This is a genomic window from Nitrospirales bacterium (assembly GCA_031315865.1).
Classification (GTDB): domain Bacteria; phylum Nitrospirota; class Nitrospiria; order Nitrospirales; family UBA8639; genus JAGQKC01.
In genome coordinates this window covers 815,252-831,910 of record JALDRJ010000002.1, presented here as the reverse complement: position 1 = coordinate 831,910, position 16,659 = coordinate 815,252, and the positions used below count along the sequence as shown (strand labels likewise).

Sequence of the window (16,659 nt, the reverse complement as noted above, 5' to 3'; positions counted from 1 at the left end):
GACTCAGGGAAAAAAAGCGCGTATTCGAATCCGTTCCTCTCTTAATACCTATGTGGGGAGTCTGTTGATTCCTCCCATGCGTAACAGAATCTCTGACGTCTTGAACGATGAATCAGTGTTGTTCATTAATTTGACCGAAGTGATCGTGAATGAGAGCGAACCGGCTGACTTCGTGGCTTTAAACAAAAATATGATTGAGTCTGTGACTCAATTGGACTGATGAAACTTGTGCCCTAGCCCTCCCTTGTCGTCTTCTCTTCTGCACGTTTCTGTTTCATCCTCACGCCTTCTCAAGGCTGGTCTTACGCTGTAGTTCTTTCCCCATCAATACGACATGGCCACTTTCTCTCGATTTCTCCCTTTCCTCCGCCCGTACCTTTTTAAGATGGCCGTTTCCGCCTTGCTGGTGATGGGGGTTGCCGCACTGAATCTCCTGTTAATTCGCTATGCCGGAAACCTGTGGGATCTCATCACCGTTCAACGGGATCTGGCGCAGCTCACTTCGGCGGTCTGGGTCTTTTTAGGGCTCATGGTTGGGCAGAGTTTGATGTCGATGGCGCAGAGTTATTTAACGTCACAGGTCGCACAGAGGATTGTGGCTGATTTTCGAGTGCGACTGTTCAGCCATGTCCAGCAGTTATCACTCAATTTTTTTTCGAAAAGACGTACGGGAGAGATCGTTTCGCGGCTCATGAACGACGTGGGAGTCATTCAGTCCATGTTGACGGAAACCCCTATCGATTCCGTCAAACATCTTGTGACCGTGGTTGGTGGAGTCGGGTTTCTCGTGATGATGAATTGGCGTCTGTGTGGCCTGATTCTATTGCTGTTGCCGCTGTTGGCGCTCGTGGCTCGTCTTTTCGGCCGTCGTTTGAAATCACTCTCCGTCCAGATTCAAGATCGTACGGCTGAGCTAACGACCCTTATAGAAGAGGTGATTTCGGGTATACGTATCGTCAAGTCTTTTGTGCAAACGCCTCGGGAAGAGCAGCGATTTCGGGCTGCTTCCGATGAGCTCGTGGCCACCACGTTACGACGAACAGCCATTTTGGCGGTCTTCATTCCGGTAATTACCCTCCTCACATTTTCGATGGCGATCGCAGTCCTCTGGTATGGAGGAAAGCAGGTCATCGAAGGAACGATGACACCGGGAGATCTCTTTGCCTTCGTCCTGTTTGCCGGCATCCTCATCGGTCCGTTCGGCTCCGTGGCCCGAGTGTTCGCGCAGTTTAAGGAAACGCAAGGCGCCATGACCAGAGTCTTTGAGATTCTTGATGCCCAGCCGGAAATTCGTGATTCACCGGATATGAACGTTCTTCCCAAAATTCAGGGCCACATACAATTTGATCGCGTCGAGTTTGCCTATGATCCAAGGCAGCGGGTGTTGTCTGATGTGTCATTCGAGATTCAACCCGGGGAACGTGTGGCTTTTGTCGGGCCGACGGGTGCGGGGAAAACTACGATTATCAATCTACTCCACCGATTTTATGATCCTATAGATGGACGTATCTCTATCGATGGCCATGACCTACGAACATGTCGATTGGATAGCTTCTACCGGCAAATCGCGTTGGTTCCCCAGGAGACCGTGTTGTTCGGCGACACGATTTTCGAAAATATTCGTTATGGCCGTCGTGACGCGAGCAAGGAAGAGGTCTATGCCGCAAGTCTCGGCGCCAATGCGCATGAGTTCATCCTTTCTCTGCCGGACGGGTATGAAACACTCGTCGGAGAAAAAGGCGTGAACCTGTCCGGTGGTCAACGACAACGTATAGCTATTGCTCGAGCATTCCTGAAAAATCCGAGGATTTTAATCATGGATGAAGCCACGTCGGCCCTCGATAGTCAATCAGAGACGCTTGTCCAAGCCGCTCTGGATAAACTTATGGAGGGAAGAACGACGGTGATCATCGCGCATCGCCTGACGACGATTCAATCAGCTGACCGGATCTTCGTGTTGAATCACGGACAGATCGTTGAGCAAGGCCGGCACGCCGCGTTACTCGAGTTTCGGGGACTCTATCACCATCTCTATACGTTGAAAATGGCAGAATGGGAAAAGGGAGCTGAAGAGGCCAGCCCAGAAATATGAGAAAAGAATCAGATACGAAATATGTCAGTCAGAACGTTCAGTGAATTTTCGAAAGATCGGCATTGATATTGATGAGGTTTCCATCAGGAAAAAAAACTGCCAACGTGCTTTCGGCTGTTGGGTCGAAGTCCGCATAGGCAAATCTTGCCGTAAAGCGAGACCGGTAACTTGGGACGTCACCGGGGTTTTTCTTCCCGCGCTCAGCGGCTCCAACATCGACAGGACGAGCCATGGTTCTCCCCTGCTGTAACGCCACATCAACCCCTTCGGCGAAAAACTCCTCATCACCACAGAGACGAACTTCGACCTCAAGGTACGGCATTTTTAAGATTTCTTCTATTTTACTATCCGGCATACGTACCGTTTTTTTCTGGCGTTTCGATTCAGCGGCTTCTCGCCGACCGAAATATTCCAGCCAATACCGACGTGTACGAAGAATGGCGTGGGGGCCGCAGGGGGCTTCCTCTGGATTGTCTCCGACGCGAATGGCTCGTTCTGCCGCCTTCATAATGTTCGCGACATCTTCGACATTTTCAGCCTTTTCCATCGACTCACGGCCATGAGACAAGGCTTGCTTGGCCTGTTCCATGGTCAGGTCTACGTCTATGGCATAGGCGTATCTGGAGAGGGAATCCCACGTGAAAAGCTCAGTGGTGAGTAAGACGAGGCAGAAGAGGGGGAAAAAATGATTGCGTAATGGCATTATGATTCTTCCTTTCGCCGAGTCTTCTTTTTACCTGAAATATAGATGAGGTTATCATACCGTATGGAATGAAGGTTCAGATTGTAGGAAACCAGGTGATCGCATTGCAATCCCTGTTTATCGGTCGTAGTGGAGATATCCCCAGGTTTCAGGATTACTCGTGATTGATTCCTGTTTTCTCATCGAGAAGAAAGTTGTGGTCTTATCTGTTGACTCTACCTTGAAAGTTGGGTAGATTATGCCAACGTCATGCGGAGGTGGGCCGTCCCGACTACGGCGCCAACATCCGGGTATCCCGCCTAACTGAACGATCCCCAACCAGATTTCTTATTCATGTTTCATTATTAATGTGATTGATATTCAATTCACTCAATGCGTGTGAACGAATCAGTGAAAGCGTCTCTTGGAGGGTATATGGACCTCGACAAAGTTGAAAAGGTGTATACAAATTATGCCGGTATGTATGACCAAACCTTTGGCCGTGTCTTTCAGCAATCACGAGAGTCGGCCGTCCGAGGATTACCGATCCAGCCAGGGGACCGGGTCTTGGAAGTTGGAATCGGGACCGGAGAGGCGCTTCCCTTGTACCCAAATTATTGTGAAATTCTTGGTATAGATTTTTCGGAAGGGATGTTAGAGAAAGCTAAAGAACGGATTCAAACCCATCGCCTCACGAATGTAAGCTTGCGACGAATGGATGCGGCTCATATGGACCTTGAGAGTGATTCGTTCGACATCGTCATGGCGGCATATGTCGTCACGGCCGTTCCGGATTATCGGAGAGTTGTGCGAGAGATGATCCGCGTCTGTAAGCCTGGCGGTCGCATTGTGATGCTGAATCACTTCAGCAATGGCAACAAAGTCATCGCCGCGGTTGAAAAAATGATCTCCCCACTCTGTAAACACATTGGATTTCGAACCGACTTATCCCTCAATACCGTCTTAGAAGGGACCACCCTTGTCGTAGAAAGAAAAAAGAAAGTAAACCCTCTTCGCTTTTGGCATCTGGTGGAATGCGTCAATCAAAAAAATGGCCATGCAATGCCGGCTGTCTCCGTCAAGTGACCTGCTTCACACTCCACACTTTGCCTGGTTCCGTTCAAACCGACTGTACCTAAACACATTGTCGGTCTGAACACTTTATTGGATGGAACTCTCGTCCTACGCGCTTCGTGCCGGGAATTGTTCAACGTTGTATTCATGAAGACCGCACATTGTCTCATGCATGTGCCCTTTGAAGGTCCTGGAGTCTTTCAGGCTTCGCTGGAGCGGCAGGGCTATCAAGTCTTACGGCAACTTGTTCCAGAACACGGGCTTCCTCCCGAGCTGGGTGACTTTTTATTGCTCATGGGCGGGCCCATGTCGGTGAATGATTCAGATCCATGGTTGTCAGAAGAGCTCGTGTACGTACAAGCGGCTCTGTCAAAAAATATTCCAATCGTGGGTGTATGTTTGGGGTCGCAATTGCTGACACAGGCAATGGGCAATCCCGTCACGCCTCGTGACCATTTTGAGATTGGCATGATGCCGATCATATTGAGTGAAGAAGGGCAAGAAGACCCTGTCTTCAAGACGATGCCTCGGAAATTTGATGTATTCCAATGGCACGGAGAAGGATTTGAGCTTCCTCCTAACACGGTACATCTTGCTGGATCCGAACGCGATCCCGTGCAGGCATATCGCTATGGCACCAGCGTCTATGCGTTGTTATTTCACCTTGAGCTGGATGCGACGGGTGTCCAGGAACTCTGTCAACAATGTCCAGACGATGTGACGCGCAGCGGTCTTTCTCCAGAAGCGATAATGTCACGCGCCCTGCCAGCATTTCCTCAACTGCATGCCTGCGCCGATCGATTGATCACACACTTAACGTCAGCGTCTCTTTAAGAGGGTTTTCTTACATAGTCCCCGAGCCGTTTACCCTGAGCTTCTTGATTAGGCCCTTGTTCCTGGAGTAACGTGCATAGGCCTGCATCGCCTCGTTGATCGGGACGAACAGGCGAAACGGGATTGTGTGTGACGAGATACACGTTACGGTACTTCCAAGGATAAGAAAGGAGTGTGCATTCATGGGCGGATTTCCTATCACGTACGCCGATCGTATTCGAACCTTACCGCCGTACTTATTCGCGGCGATTGATGAGATGAAACGACGGGCGATTGAAAGGGGGATGGATATCATCAATTTGGGCATAGGGGATCCCGATTTGCCGACGCCGGCTCCGATTATCGAGCGCCTTAAACAAGCTGCAGAAGACCCCAAACACCATCAATATCCTTCCTACGACGGCATGATATCGTTTCGTACAGCTGTTGCCGGCTGGTACAAGCAGCGATTTGGGGTGAATGCTGATCCAAAGTCTGAAATCGTCACTTTGATCGGGTCAAAAGAAGGGATTGGCCATGTTCCCATGGCGTTCATCAATCCTGGAGATGTCGTCTTAATTCCCAGCCCAGGGTATCCAGTGTATCCAGTGGCCACGAGTTTTGCCGGAGGCATTGCCCACATCATGCCACTCGTGAAGCAGAATGGATTTCTCCCGGATTTGGATGCGATTCCCAAGGACGTGGCCCGAAAGGCCAAAATGATGTTTTTAAATTCTCCGAATAATCCGACGTCCGTCGTGTACGAGAAAGGCTTCTTTCGACGTGTTGTGGAGTTTGCCCAGGAGCATCACATCATTGTCTGCCATGATGCGGCCTACACGGAGATTTATTATGATGGGAAACGGCCGCCCAGCTTTCTCGAAGCCGAAGGCGCGATGGATGTGGGTATCGAATTTCATTCATTGTCGAAGACCTTTAATATGACTGGATGGCGAATCGGGTTTGCGGTCGGAAACAAAGATGTCATCGCCGGCCTAGGGAAAGTTAAAACCAATATTGACTCAGGGGTTTTCCAGGCGATTCAGGAGGCTGGTATTACGGCTCTAGAATCTGATGACCAACTGACTGACGGCCTTCGAAAGATTTATCAGGAGCGACGTGATGTTCTCGTCCCAGGCCTACAACGTCTTGGATTGACTCTCAATAATCCTGCGGCGGCGTTTTATGTGTGGATTGAGGTCCCGAAAGGGTTCACATCGGCCTCATTTACCGCTCATTTAATCGAAAAGGCTGGTATCGTAACGACTCCGGGTAACGGGTTTGGAGATCCTGGTGAAGGGTATATTCGTATGACGGTGACCACGCCGAAAGAACGGCTGGCGGAAGCCGTCGATCGGATGCAGAAGATAGGCTGGTAACTACTAGAAGAAGGTGTCAGGCTTTCCTGCCTCGTTTCTCTCCAGTATTGTGTGTGGTCTATGGAAACGGCGTTCATTGGATTTGGCTCTAACGTCGGCGATCGACAAGAGTTTTGCGATCGGGCCATCGCGCTCATGGGATTGCTACCACAGTCTCAGTTAGTCGGCGTGTCGTCATACTACGAAACGCAACCGGTAGATTCGGAAGGTCGGCTGGGCCAAACCTGGTTTTACAATGGCGTGGTGACAGTCGAGACTGGGCTTTCTGTTCAGAGGCTCTTCGAAATTTGCCAGGAGACCGAAAGAGCGCTCGGGCGTGATCAAGAGAACCGGAACGGTCCACGGACCATGGATCTAGATATTCTGTTTTATGGTCGGAAGATAATCGATGAACCAGGCCTCACGATTCCTCATCCACGACTTCATCTCCGCCGATTCGTGTTGGAACCGTTAGTCGAAATCGACCCAGAGTGGAATCATCCACTTCTCAATCAATCAACGCTGGATCTTCTCCGCGCAGTCGATGATTCGTCGGATGTTCGGCGTTTAGACCTGGTTCCCGGCTCACGTTATGGGAATCGCCCGTCTTGCGTTTCTCCCCCTCCGCGTACGGCATGAAAATACTCCGGTCAGTCAACGCTCTTCGTCGATGGCGGAAACAACGCCATGTGGAGGACGCGCTTCTTGGTTTTGTCCCAACGATGGGGGCATTGCATGCAGGGCACCGGTCTCTTATGAAGCGAGCCAGACGTTCGTGCCAGAATGTGGTGGTCAGTATCTTCGTCAATCCATTGCAATTCAGTCCGACGGAAGATCTGGATGAGTATCCCCGTCCTCGACGAGCGGACATCGCCATATGTCGGAACGAGAGGATAGACGCCGTCTTTATTCCCAAGCGCCAAGACCTCTATTCATCGGATTTTCAAACATTCGTCACGGTCAATCATTTGGGGCAACGCTGGGAAGGCGCTCAACGCAACACGCATTTCCAAGGGGTCACGACCGTGGTGACAAAGCTGTTTCATCTGGTGAAACCGGATTGTGCCTACTTCGGTCAAAAAGATTATCAACAACTCTGTATTGTCCGGCGTATGGTCGAAGATTTGAACCACGATGTGCAAATTGTGCGTTGTCCCACAATACGCGAAGCGGACGGATTAGCCCTAAGTTCTCGGAATAAATACTTGTCGGAACACGCACGTCAACGGGCTCCCCTTCTCTACCAGGCTCTTCAGGCAGGGAAGTCGGCGATTCAACGAGGTGCGGCGTCCGTTTCCCGGATTGAGGCACTCATGAGGAGGGTGGTCGAGGACGAGTCGCATGCCAAGGTCGATTATTTAGCCGTGTGCCATGCTGACACCCTTGAACCGCTCAAGCATGCGCAAGGAAAGATGGTCTTGCTTGGAGCTATTCGCCTTGGAAAGGTGCGATTGCTTGATAACCTGCTCGTCCAGATCTCCAGATAATCCGGATGAGTCATGCGGTCGACTAATCCGCTAACAAACAACAGGTCTGTTCAGTAACTCACATGACCTCAGCCAGGTTCCAGCAGACACGGATCGTCGAATTGCGTGGCTGAGCCAGGGTATGGTTGTCATCTCATGGCTCAGCGGATTAGTAGTTCGCTCAGATTTAGAGAGTTTGAATCGACAGATCAAAGGTAGAGGGAAAATGGTGTCCAGTTGCGAGAGTACAAGTTAGGAACGAATCTGAATTTGGTGTTCCGATTGTAATGCTCGTTGGACGCGAAAAAGTTCGGCGTCAAACTGTTCAAGAAGAGAATCGGTTCCCTCCGTCGTCCCTTGCCTCCCCAGCTGTTCAAGGCTAAAGCAGAGATCGGCCAATGGCTTGGCGCCGATGTACCGGCAACTCCCTTTAAACCCGTGTGCGGCTTTCATCAGGGAATCGGCATCATGTTGTTCGATGGCTTGACGAATCGCATCGAGATGGGGAGGGATGTCTTCCAGAAATTGATCGATCACTGAAGAGAAAAATTCAGGGTCTTCCTCCCCTCCCAATGCACGAAGTTCATCCAGAACGTTCATGTCCAACGGAGGAACTTCTTGAGCTATGCATGGAGCTGGTGACGAAAGGTTTTGACTCAGGACATTCGAGCGTTCTTCTGATTCTGTGCTTCGAGTGGTCCATCGCTGTAAGGTTTCCTCTAATTGTTCAAGCTTCACGGGTTTAGAGATGAAATCGTCCATGCCCGCATTTAGACACTTTTCCCGGTCACCTTTCATGGCATTCGCCGTCATGGCGATAATTGGCACGTGAGATGTGACGCGTGAGGCCTGAGACACAGACTCCTCATCCGTATTCAGCTGTTCGTGTTCCACTGCACGGATTCTTCTTGTGGCTTCCCACCCATCCATCTCAGGCATCTGACAATCCATGAAAATGAGGTCATACGAAGCTTGAGCCAGGGCCTCAATGGCTTCTCTCCCATTTGTGACGATGTCGACGCGATAGCCCAGTTTATTGAGCATTTTTCCAGCGACTTTTTGATTGACCACGTTGTCTTCAGCTAATAAGACCCGAATCTTTTTTCGGTTTTCATCTTCCATCAGTGTGTGTCTGGTGATCAGAGATGTTGTCGTGGCTTCCACTTGATCCGTGGCGGATTGCGTTTTCCCCATGACCATCGTCAAACACTTATACAATTGCTCCTGTTTGACGGGTTTTGTGAGGTACGCTGAAAATCCGGCATCTTGAGCGGAACGGGCCTCTCCCCGTTGCCCAAGAGAGGACAGGAGGACCATTCGAGTACTGGCGATACGTGGATCGGATTTGATGAAATGGGCGAGTTCAATGCCATCCATGTCGTCAAGTTGGCGTCCGATGATCGTCAATTCGTAAGGCTCGTGTCTTGTGATACCTTCTTGTAATCTGGCGATTGTCTCAGCTCCTGTCGCCGTGGCTGTACAAACCGATCCCCAATCCTGCACATAGTGTCGAATAAGGAATCTGACCGTATCGTTACTTTCGGCGAGGCAGATTCGAATGTTCCGAAGAAAGCTGGGAGGTGCAACAGACGTTGATGTTTCATGGTCCTGTTGTTTCAAAGGAATCGTAAACCAAAATGTACTTCCCTGATCCAGCGAAGTGTCCACGCCGATTTCACCACCCATGAGAGTCACGAGTTTTTTGCATATGGCCAACCCAAGTCCGGTTCCTCCATATTTGCGCGTTGTTGAACTGTCGGCTTGTGTAAAGGATTGAAAGAGACGGCTTTGGACCTCCTCGGACATTCCAATGCCTGTGTCGGATACTTCCATTCGAATGTGCACGAACTCTTCCTGTTGCTGAGGGGCGGAAACCCGCAAGACGATTTCGCCTTTTTCAGTGAATTTAATAGCATTGCCTACCAGGTTCATCACGATCTGACGAATTCTCCCTGGATCTCCGATAAGGGCCGTGGGGGTGGATGCGTAGACGATACTGATCAGCTCAAGACCTTTCGCCTCTGCGCGTTCCGCGAGCAAATCCAGGACTTCTTCAATACAGGAGCGGAGGTCAAATGGAATGGATTCTAGATTTAATTTCCCGGCTTCTGTCTTGGAGAAGTCCAAGATGTCATTGATAATCTTCAGTAAAAGTTCTCCTGAAGACTTGACGGTCTTGGCTAAATCCAATTGTTCATCGTCTAATGAGGTGTTCAGTAATAAGTCAGTCATCCCGATGATGCCATTCATGGGCGTGCGGATCTCATGACTCATCGTGGCAAGAAAGTCGGATTTCGCCTTGACCGCTGAAAGCGCTTCATCTCGTGCATGGGCAAGATCGCGATTTTGCTGCTCCAAAATATGTGCGCTGGTCGCGACCCTCAGTTCGGCGTCTCTTCGTTTGGCAAATTGACCAACGTGACGACCGATGTTTTTCATCATCGCCAAAATGTCCGTGTTTGGACTAAGGAGCTCTGAACAGAAGAATTCCATGACTCCGTATAGATATCCATCCATTTCAATGGGAAACGCGATTGCCGTATGGAGGTTTTCGGCCTCTGCGAACGGTGCACGAGGAAAATTCATATCTGTCGTCACATCTTTGATCCATGCTGGCTTACCGTTCTGCCAGACACGGCCTGGCAGGCCAATGCCCGGGGCAAATGTCGTGTTGAAGGTTTCCTTTCGAAACGTGGGATGAGAATCGGGAGTCATTTCAAACATGCCGACACAAAAAAGCTCTTCATCACGTTCAAGAGGTTTCCAGAACGCCCCAACTTCCCATTGAAGATTGACGCAAATGGCTTGGAGAAGAGGAAGAGCTGCCTCATCCAATGAGGAAGCTTCGGTCAATGCTTTGGCGATGTCGTGTTCAGCTTTTATGCGATATTCGATTTTTTTCCGTTCAGAGATATCGAAGATCGCGGCAAGTACGAACGTGCCTTGATTTGTCACGAGTGGACTCAGCCCAATTTCTGCTGAAAATTCCGTTCCATTCTTTCGAAGACCAAGTATCCCGTCGCCTGATCGCATGCTACGAGTCTGTGGTTTGATGAAAAATCCCTCTCGGTATGTCTTATGATGTCGTTGAAAACGCTTGGGTATCAACATTTCGACAGACTGTCCCATGAGTTCTTCCCGCGTATACCCAAAAATGGTTTCAATCTGTTGATTCGCCAAGACTATGTTGCCCTTGTTGTCGACCATCAGCATTCCACTGGGCGCGGCTTCGACGACTAGGCGGAACTGTTCATCCACTTTTTTATCCCGGGTAATATCCCAGTTGACCCCGATCAGGCGAACAGGTTCATGTTGGTGATCGTATTGAATGATGCCGTAAGCCTGGATATAGTGAATCGATTGATCCGGCCATCTAATGCGAAATTCTGTCTGAAACGCTGTTCGGTCCTGTAATGCCGATTGGATTATCGCCTCGACCGCTGGGAGATCCTCCGGGACCACGGTTTGACGCCAGTAGTTATAGCAGCCGTTAACGTGTTTTCTATCTACCGCTTTTCTATCTACCGCGAATATCCTGAACATCTGTTCATCCCAGGTAAGAACATTCGAATGAATGTCCCACTCCCAAATACCTATATGAGCTGATTGGGTGGCCAGCTGTAGACGATCTGATAAGTTGCGCAATTCTTCTTCAGCACATTTTCGTTCATGAATGTCCAGCATGACGGCAAAGAATCCCAGAAATCGCCCATGGAGATCATGATATGGTCCATAGGTTAGCTCTATCCAGCGTTGGCGACCTACGCCATCCTTTATTTTGATTTGAAATCTGGTCTGTTTTCTATCTGTAGCTCGATCTACCTGGTTTTTGACCGTCTGTTCGTACACGTCTTCCGGAAGAATGTCTCGAGCGTGTTTTCCGATTATTTGATCTTCTGTCAACTGGAAAAAATCCAAATAGCGTTGATTGGCAAATTGATAGCGACATGTCGAGTCAAAATACGCGATCAGTGCCGGGATATTGTTCGCAACGATAGCCAGCCAATTTTCATGAGTCGACCGACTGCCTTGCGATTCTGAAGGTAGGTCAATTTTCTGAAGGGTGCGCGTTTGAGACTTGTCTCCCCCGTAAAGATTTTCCGGCAAGCCTGACACATCTCGCGTCGTGATCAATATCTCCCACTCCTGGTCATCTGAAGTTCGTATGGCCTTGGCGATCGTGTGTTGAATGCGAGGTTGGCCTCCAGAAAGCAGGGATGGGAAAATGGGAGGGGCGAGTCCAGGTTCAAATGTGACGGGAGAGCCACCTTGAAACAAGGGACTCAGCCGAGAAATCCATTGCGTCCTGACTAAATGAGGGAATAGCGATGGGAGTGACTTGTTTTCGACGGATGCCTTAGAAAGCCCGGTCCATTCTTGAAGCGTAAGATTCCAATATCTGATAAGCCAATTCTTTTGGATAATGCAGATCCCGTCAGGCAGGTAATCAAACGATTGATATTGGGTGAAGTTGGGATGATGATCACTCATGAGCGTTGAATGGGATTTCCATGAGTGGCGCGATGGACGCTACGAATGGTTCAAGATTGTCTGCCTCAAACATGAAGAGGGTTTCAATTGATCCGGTTTAGAATTAGGTGGACCAGAAGTTTGATGTGCGCAAGAAACAATGTATTGATGGCTATCAAAAGACTCATTCACAGCCCATCGCTTATGGCTCTTGTGGGGTAACGTCCTGTCGAGAGTCACGGCTCAAGCTTTGGAGACGTATTGTCGTCTTTGTCGGGATATAGCCTGAATTTCTTAAGGTGCGCTGGATTAGAGAGTTTAGAAACCGTCAAGGGGATGAGATCGTGGTTCGTTACGGATTGATGGCGTTCTTTTCTGGGTGTTGTTTTATGGAGGGGGATGTCTTTTGATCAGTCCGTGTTGGTGGGCGTTGGGACTCTTTTCCTATTTGGTACATGGATTGTGGAGGGGGAGGAAGTTCGAGTTTGTGATTTGGATCCAACACGATTGGATCCCCGGCATCATCGACCAATTGAATGACGAAGGAGATCGCCAAGAGGGAAAACAAAATGCTGATTGTCCACGCTAGGAGAGGATGGTTGGTTAGCATAATATTAAAGAGGTGGTCGATCTCACTTCTAGATGAGTGAAACGTAAGGAGTGTAGGGGTAAGGAGTCAATAGACGCCGCCGCAGACCGTGAAAAATAAAAAATGTGTATGGCGGAAATTGTTGTGACCTCACGACTCACGATAATCATCGTTTGTCTTCCGACCCTTGCTCTGTTGTTCCGGTTCGTTGGCGCGAAACGTTCCGGCGTCGTGTCGATTGAAGGGGGATGATGGATTGAGAACGAAGTCGACGATGATAGCGGATAGCAAATCGGTGCGCTTCGTCACGAATAGTTTGTACTAGGCGGCTGATTTGTGAATCTCGAGGTAACACAATAGGGGAGGAGTCGCCTGGGCGGTATATGCGTTCCTCTTTCTGACCTTTCGCTTTGGCCAAGCCGAATACAGGCGTTCGTGAAAGTTGGAGTTTTTGTAGAGCCCTGACTGCGGCGTTCAGCTGTCCTTGTCCCCCGTCAATGAGGATGACATCAGGCAATGGCAGGGCTTTGTCGCTCTTCTCTGCCAGAGTCCCGCCGTAGCGACGTGTAATCACCTCCTCGATACTGGCAAAATCATTGGCCCCTTCGACAGTCTGAATCTTGAAGCGTCGGTAGTCAGACTTGTTCATCTTGCCGTCTTCCCAGACGACCATGGAGGCGACGGAATTCGTCCCCATGGTATTGGAAATGTCAAATCCCTCGATTCGCATGGGTTCTTGGGGAAGGTGGAGCAGGCCTTGTAGCTCTCGACGTGCAATTTGTTCTTTGTTTTGCTTGTGCAAATGATGGTCGAGTGCCACGGTCGCATTTTCTCGGGCCAATGTAATCAGATCATGTTTCGCACCCCGCGCCGGAACCAGAATTCTTACCGGTTGACCTTTTTTCTCGCTCAACCATGTTTTCACGAGATCTTGGTCGGCGAACCTGGTGGGGACCAAGAGTTCCTTGGGTGGCAGCATGTCTTTGTTGTAGAACTGTTCAATCGTCGATCGGATCAGTTCCGCGTCAGTCGCGTCCTGGCCATCATTCCAGAAAAAGTCCTTCCGGCCGATGAGCAAGCCCCCTCGAACGAACAGCAATTGCAGGTCAATGGCGGATCCAGATCGAGCGATGCCGAATACATCTTGATCAATGGCGCCGACCTGCGTAATACGTTGCTTTTCAAGCGTCTTTTCAACACGAGCGATGCGATCCCGTAATCGAGCGGCTGTTTCGAACTCTTCTCGATCCGCGGCCGCGTACATGTCCGAACGGAGAGAGTCGACGAGTTCGCGATCGCGACCCTCCAAGAACAGGCAGACGTGTTTGACGATGCGATGATATTCCTCTTTGCTCTGATTGCCCGTGCAGGGGGCCATGCAGCGTTTGATCTCGAATTCTAAACATGCTCGGTCCGCGGTGCCATCGATATCGATGGCGCAGGTTGCCAGAGGAAAGACCTTGCGAATAATTTTTATCGTTTCCCGCATGGCTCCAGTGGGAACGTAAGGGCCGAAATATAGCGCATGATCCCGTTTGACTCGTCGGACGATCGACAGCCGAGGAAAATCCTCTTTGATGGGCAATCGAAGATAGGGATATTGTTTGTCGTCTCGCAGGACAACATTGAACCGTGGGCGATGCCGTTTGATCAGGTTGCTTTCGAGGAGCAGCGCTTCGAGCTCGGATTGCGTGACAATGGTCTCGATGTCCCGGATGAGGGAACTTAATACGGAGATTTTTGGTGAGAAGTCTGCCCTCGTTTGAAAATACGATCGCACACGATCCGATAAGACCGCAGCCTTTCCGATGTACAGGATCTCATCTTTGGCATTCTTGAAGAGATACACGCCGGGCTGGCTCGGAAGGATGCGGAGTTTTTGATCGAGATCGACCGGCGGTGCGTCCGTATCGTGATCATGGTCGCGCGGATAGTCAGTATGCATGCGTTAAAAACAGAACGAACCTAGACGATTGTGACCCCGGGCGGGCGTTCAATGAATTCGATTTCGTAGCCATCAGGGGCATCCACGAAGATGAAACGGCTTCCGGAAGAAGAAGTAGTGGGGCCATCCGTAATCGGGATGTCCTTCTCATTCAATTCTCGTATGGTGTCGTCTAGGTTTGGGACTTGGAATGCCAAGTGGACGAGGTCCTCTTGGACCTTCACGGGGCCACTGGCAGGAAAACTGCATAATTCGATGAGTTCGTCGCTATTAGGGACTGCCAAGAATGCCAAATGCGATCCCCGAGGCGAGACTTTTTCCTCGATGACTTCTAATCCTAAGACATCCCGGTAGAAGGCGATTGTTTGCGACATGTCACTCACCCGCATCCGAGTATGAAGTAGTTTCGTAATATTCATGCCCTTCCTCCTTTCACGTCCTAACGCTCTATTCTAACGATCGAGACCGGTTCCAACAAGAAACGAAGGAGTGACAACCCTAAAAAGGAGGATGCGCTGCGACGTGCTATTCCAGACATTCAACGAGTCTATCCAACTCCTACAGATATGCTATCATTAGGGATTGCCCTTACGTTTCAGCTCTCCGTACCACACAACACTCCCTCTCCACAGATAGGGACACACACTATGCAAAACGGTCTCTCGTTCTATCAACGGTTTCTCATGAGTGTAGTCATCGCAGGACTGTCGGTCATGACTTTTCACTCGGCGGCACTCGGTGCCGGATTTCGAATCTTGGACCAAAGCGCATCGGCGACCGGACAGGGAACGGCCTTTCTTGCTCAAGCCGATGATCCATCGGCCATACACTTTAATCCCGCTGGCATGACTCAACTCCGAGGTGTTCAATTTTCCGGTGGCGCTCTGCTCGTCGGAGCAGACATCGACTATGACAGTGTCACCGGAGCCAAAGTCAACGGAGGGTTTGGTGGGACCGTGGCATTCCCGCTTCCTACTCATTTGTACTTGACTGCGCATCTTGGCGATTTGGGGAGTGAATGGCTCAAGGACTGGACAGTGGGTGTAGGCCTGACCAATCCGTTTGGGATTAGCGTTGAATACCCGGCATCGAGTCAAGTGGCTCCGGTTGTGATGAGCGTAGAGCTACCGCTTATCGATATCAAACCCACGGTCGCATTGAAGGTCAATGAGTATATTTCGCTCGGGGCCGGTATCGATATCTTCACCTTTAGCAGTTTCCTGGGTGAGGGACAGGGAGAGTTCAAGCAGGTTGCGGCCCCAGGGAATCCATTTGGACTACCGGCTGGCACTGTGTTGGAGGCCAATGGAACGGATACAGCCGTGGGGTTTAATGCCAGTCTGTTATGGACGCCATGGCGTAACGAGGATGGCAAACCTATCGTGAATGTAGGATTCGTGTTTCGCGGTGGCGCCGATCTCAACCTCAAGGGGCAGTTTCTAGCCGGTGGAGCCGTGGTCGCTGATTCATCGACCACCGTTGAACTTCCCGATATTTACTCTTTTGGAATCGCCTTCTGGCCTGTGCGGGATGAATTTCGGGAATGGAAAATCGAAGTCGATGTCGACTATGAGGACTGGAAAGAATTCAAAAACCTCAATCTCAACCTTTCAAACGGTCTGACGGTCCCTTTCCAGCGCAATTATAATGATGCCTTTATCGTGATGCTGGGCACGGAGCATCGATGGCTCCGCCCCGCCGTGCTTCCTCATTGGGAAGTGGCCCTGCGAGGAGGCTACGTGTATTCGGAAAGTCCGATCCCAAGCTCCACGTTCGAACCAGGCGTTCCTGATGCGACCTATCAAGCTCCCTCTGTCGGGTTTGGATTCCTGTGCGGTCCAGGGGGGCATTTTCTTGGTGTTGTGAGTTGTGATGGTCTTGGCCTCAAGGCCATAGGGGTAGATTTAGCGTATCAGGTCTTGCTTCGACAAACACGTGGAATCAGCAACAATATCAATGGAGCCTTGATTAACGGTGAGTGGGATTCCACGCTGCATGTTGGAGCCTTTACTCTGCGTCTTCTGTTTTAACCTTCCGATTCTGGAACATTCGACAAGAGTGTTTCCTCTTCCTGTATTCAGTACCGCCAACATCGGCGTCCTGACGCTTGTGTTTTCGTCAAACGAGGCCTGACTGGTGAGGGGCGAAACGAAGTAGTCTTTTCCTAGAA

At 50.2% G+C, this 16,659-nt stretch carries 12 protein-coding genes; 8 read left to right on the top strand and 4 right to left on the bottom strand.

From position 1 onward, the window contains the following. Positions 1–76 precede the first annotated feature (76 nt). Positions 77–220 carry a hypothetical protein gene (locus tag MRJ96_03895; protein ID MDR4500581.1) on the top strand — a complete coding sequence of 48 codons (144 nt, stop codon included), beginning with the start codon at positions 77–79 and terminating at the stop codon, positions 218–220. Positions 221–334: 114 nt separating this feature from the next. Further along, positions 335–2,092: an ABC transporter ATP-binding protein/permease gene (locus MRJ96_03890; GenBank protein ID MDR4500580.1), complete on the top strand. Its 1,758-nt coding sequence runs from the start codon at positions 335–337 to the stop codon at positions 2,090–2,092. 37 nt (positions 2,093–2,129) lie between these two features. Here the strand turns inward: MRJ96_03890 and MRJ96_03885 are convergent, their stop codons facing one another. Beyond that, on the bottom strand, positions 2,130–2,795 hold the full coding sequence (locus tag MRJ96_03885; GenBank protein ID MDR4500579.1) for a hypothetical protein: 666 nt from the start codon (positions 2,793–2,795) through the stop codon (positions 2,130–2,132). 390 nt (positions 2,796–3,185) lie between these two features. Between MRJ96_03885 and MRJ96_03880 the strand changes: the two genes are divergently transcribed. The 5 genes from MRJ96_03880 to panC all read left to right on the top strand — a co-directional run bounded on the left by MRJ96_03880 (position 3,186) and on the right by panC (position 7,506). Then, positions 3,186–3,860, top strand: a complete 675-nt coding sequence (locus MRJ96_03880; protein ID MDR4500578.1) for a methyltransferase domain-containing protein — start codon at positions 3,186–3,188, stop codon at positions 3,858–3,860. A 135-nt stretch (positions 3,861–3,995) separates the two neighbouring features. Beyond that, on the top strand, positions 3,996–4,682 hold the full coding sequence (locus MRJ96_03875; GenBank protein ID MDR4500577.1) for a type 1 glutamine amidotransferase: 687 nt from the start codon (positions 3,996–3,998) through the stop codon (positions 4,680–4,682). Between the two features lie 182 nt (positions 4,683–4,864). Further along, complete coding sequence (locus MRJ96_03870; GenBank protein ID MDR4500576.1) at positions 4,865–6,040, top strand: LL-diaminopimelate aminotransferase; 1,176 nt, start codon at positions 4,865–4,867, stop codon at positions 6,038–6,040. A 60-nt stretch (positions 6,041–6,100) separates the two neighbouring features. Next, complete coding sequence (gene folK / locus MRJ96_03865; protein MDR4500575.1) at positions 6,101–6,658, top strand: 2-amino-4-hydroxy-6-hydroxymethyldihydropteridine diphosphokinase; 558 nt, start codon at positions 6,101–6,103, stop codon at positions 6,656–6,658. Continuing rightward, positions 6,655–7,506, top strand: a complete 852-nt coding sequence (panC, locus tag MRJ96_03860; GenBank protein MDR4500574.1) for a pantoate--beta-alanine ligase — start codon at positions 6,655–6,657, stop codon at positions 7,504–7,506. The genes folK and panC overlap by 4 nt, the downstream gene beginning before the upstream one ends. Before the next feature lie 231 nt (positions 7,507–7,737). Here the strand turns inward: panC and MRJ96_03855 are convergent, their stop codons facing one another. The 3 genes from MRJ96_03855 to MRJ96_03845 all read right to left on the bottom strand — a co-directional run bounded on the left by MRJ96_03855 (position 7,738) and on the right by MRJ96_03845 (position 14,908). Next, positions 7,738–11,976 (bottom strand): PAS domain S-box protein, encoded by a 4,239-nt coding sequence (locus MRJ96_03855; protein ID MDR4500573.1) that lies wholly within the window; start codon positions 11,974–11,976, stop codon positions 7,738–7,740. A 734-nt stretch (positions 11,977–12,710) separates the two neighbouring features. Continuing rightward, positions 12,711–14,489, bottom strand: a complete 1,779-nt coding sequence (gene uvrC, locus MRJ96_03850) for an excinuclease ABC subunit UvrC (protein MDR4500572.1) — start codon at positions 14,487–14,489, stop codon at positions 12,711–12,713. A gap of 20 nt (positions 14,490–14,509) precedes the next feature. Continuing rightward, on the bottom strand, positions 14,510–14,908 hold the full coding sequence (locus MRJ96_03845; GenBank protein MDR4500571.1) for a VOC family protein: 399 nt from the start codon (positions 14,906–14,908) through the stop codon (positions 14,510–14,512). Positions 14,909–15,136: 228 nt separating this feature from the next. On the opposite strand from MRJ96_03845, the gene MRJ96_03840 reads away from it, so the two are divergent. Continuing rightward, positions 15,137–16,519 (top strand): outer membrane protein transport protein, encoded by a 1,383-nt coding sequence (locus MRJ96_03840; protein ID MDR4500570.1) that lies wholly within the window; start codon positions 15,137–15,139, stop codon positions 16,517–16,519. Positions 16,520–16,659 lie beyond the last annotated feature (140 nt).

Bases quoted from the DNA above. Each gene is read 5' to 3' on its own strand.
- MRJ96_03895 (MDR4500581.1), top strand. From the start codon at position 77: ATGCGTAACAGAATCTCTGACGTCTTGAACGATGAATCAGTGTTGTTC.
- MRJ96_03890 (MDR4500580.1), top strand. From the start codon at position 335: ATGGCCACTTTCTCTCGATTTCTCCCTTTCCTCCGCCCGTACCTTTTT.
- MRJ96_03885 (MDR4500579.1), bottom strand. From the start codon at position 2,795: ATGCCATTACGCAATCATTTTTTCCCCCTCTTCTGCCTCGTCTTACTC.
- MRJ96_03875 (MDR4500577.1), top strand. From the start codon at position 3,996: ATGAAGACCGCACATTGTCTCATGCATGTGCCCTTTGAAGGTCCTGGA.
- MRJ96_03870 (MDR4500576.1), top strand. From the start codon at position 4,865: ATGGGCGGATTTCCTATCACGTACGCCGATCGTATTCGAACCTTACCG.
- folK (MDR4500575.1), top strand. From the start codon at position 6,101: ATGGAAACGGCGTTCATTGGATTTGGCTCTAACGTCGGCGATCGACAA.
- panC (MDR4500574.1), top strand. From the start codon at position 6,655: ATGAAAATACTCCGGTCAGTCAACGCTCTTCGTCGATGGCGGAAACAA.
- MRJ96_03855 (MDR4500573.1), bottom strand. From the start codon at position 11,976: ATGAGTGATCATCATCCCAACTTCACCCAATATCAATCGTTTGATTAC.
- uvrC (MDR4500572.1), bottom strand. From the start codon at position 14,489: ATGCATACTGACTATCCGCGCGACCATGATCACGATACGGACGCACCG.
- MRJ96_03845 (MDR4500571.1), bottom strand. From the start codon at position 14,908: ATGAATATTACGAAACTACTTCATACTCGGATGCGGGTGAGTGACATG.
- MRJ96_03840 (MDR4500570.1), top strand. From the start codon at position 15,137: ATGCAAAACGGTCTCTCGTTCTATCAACGGTTTCTCATGAGTGTAGTC.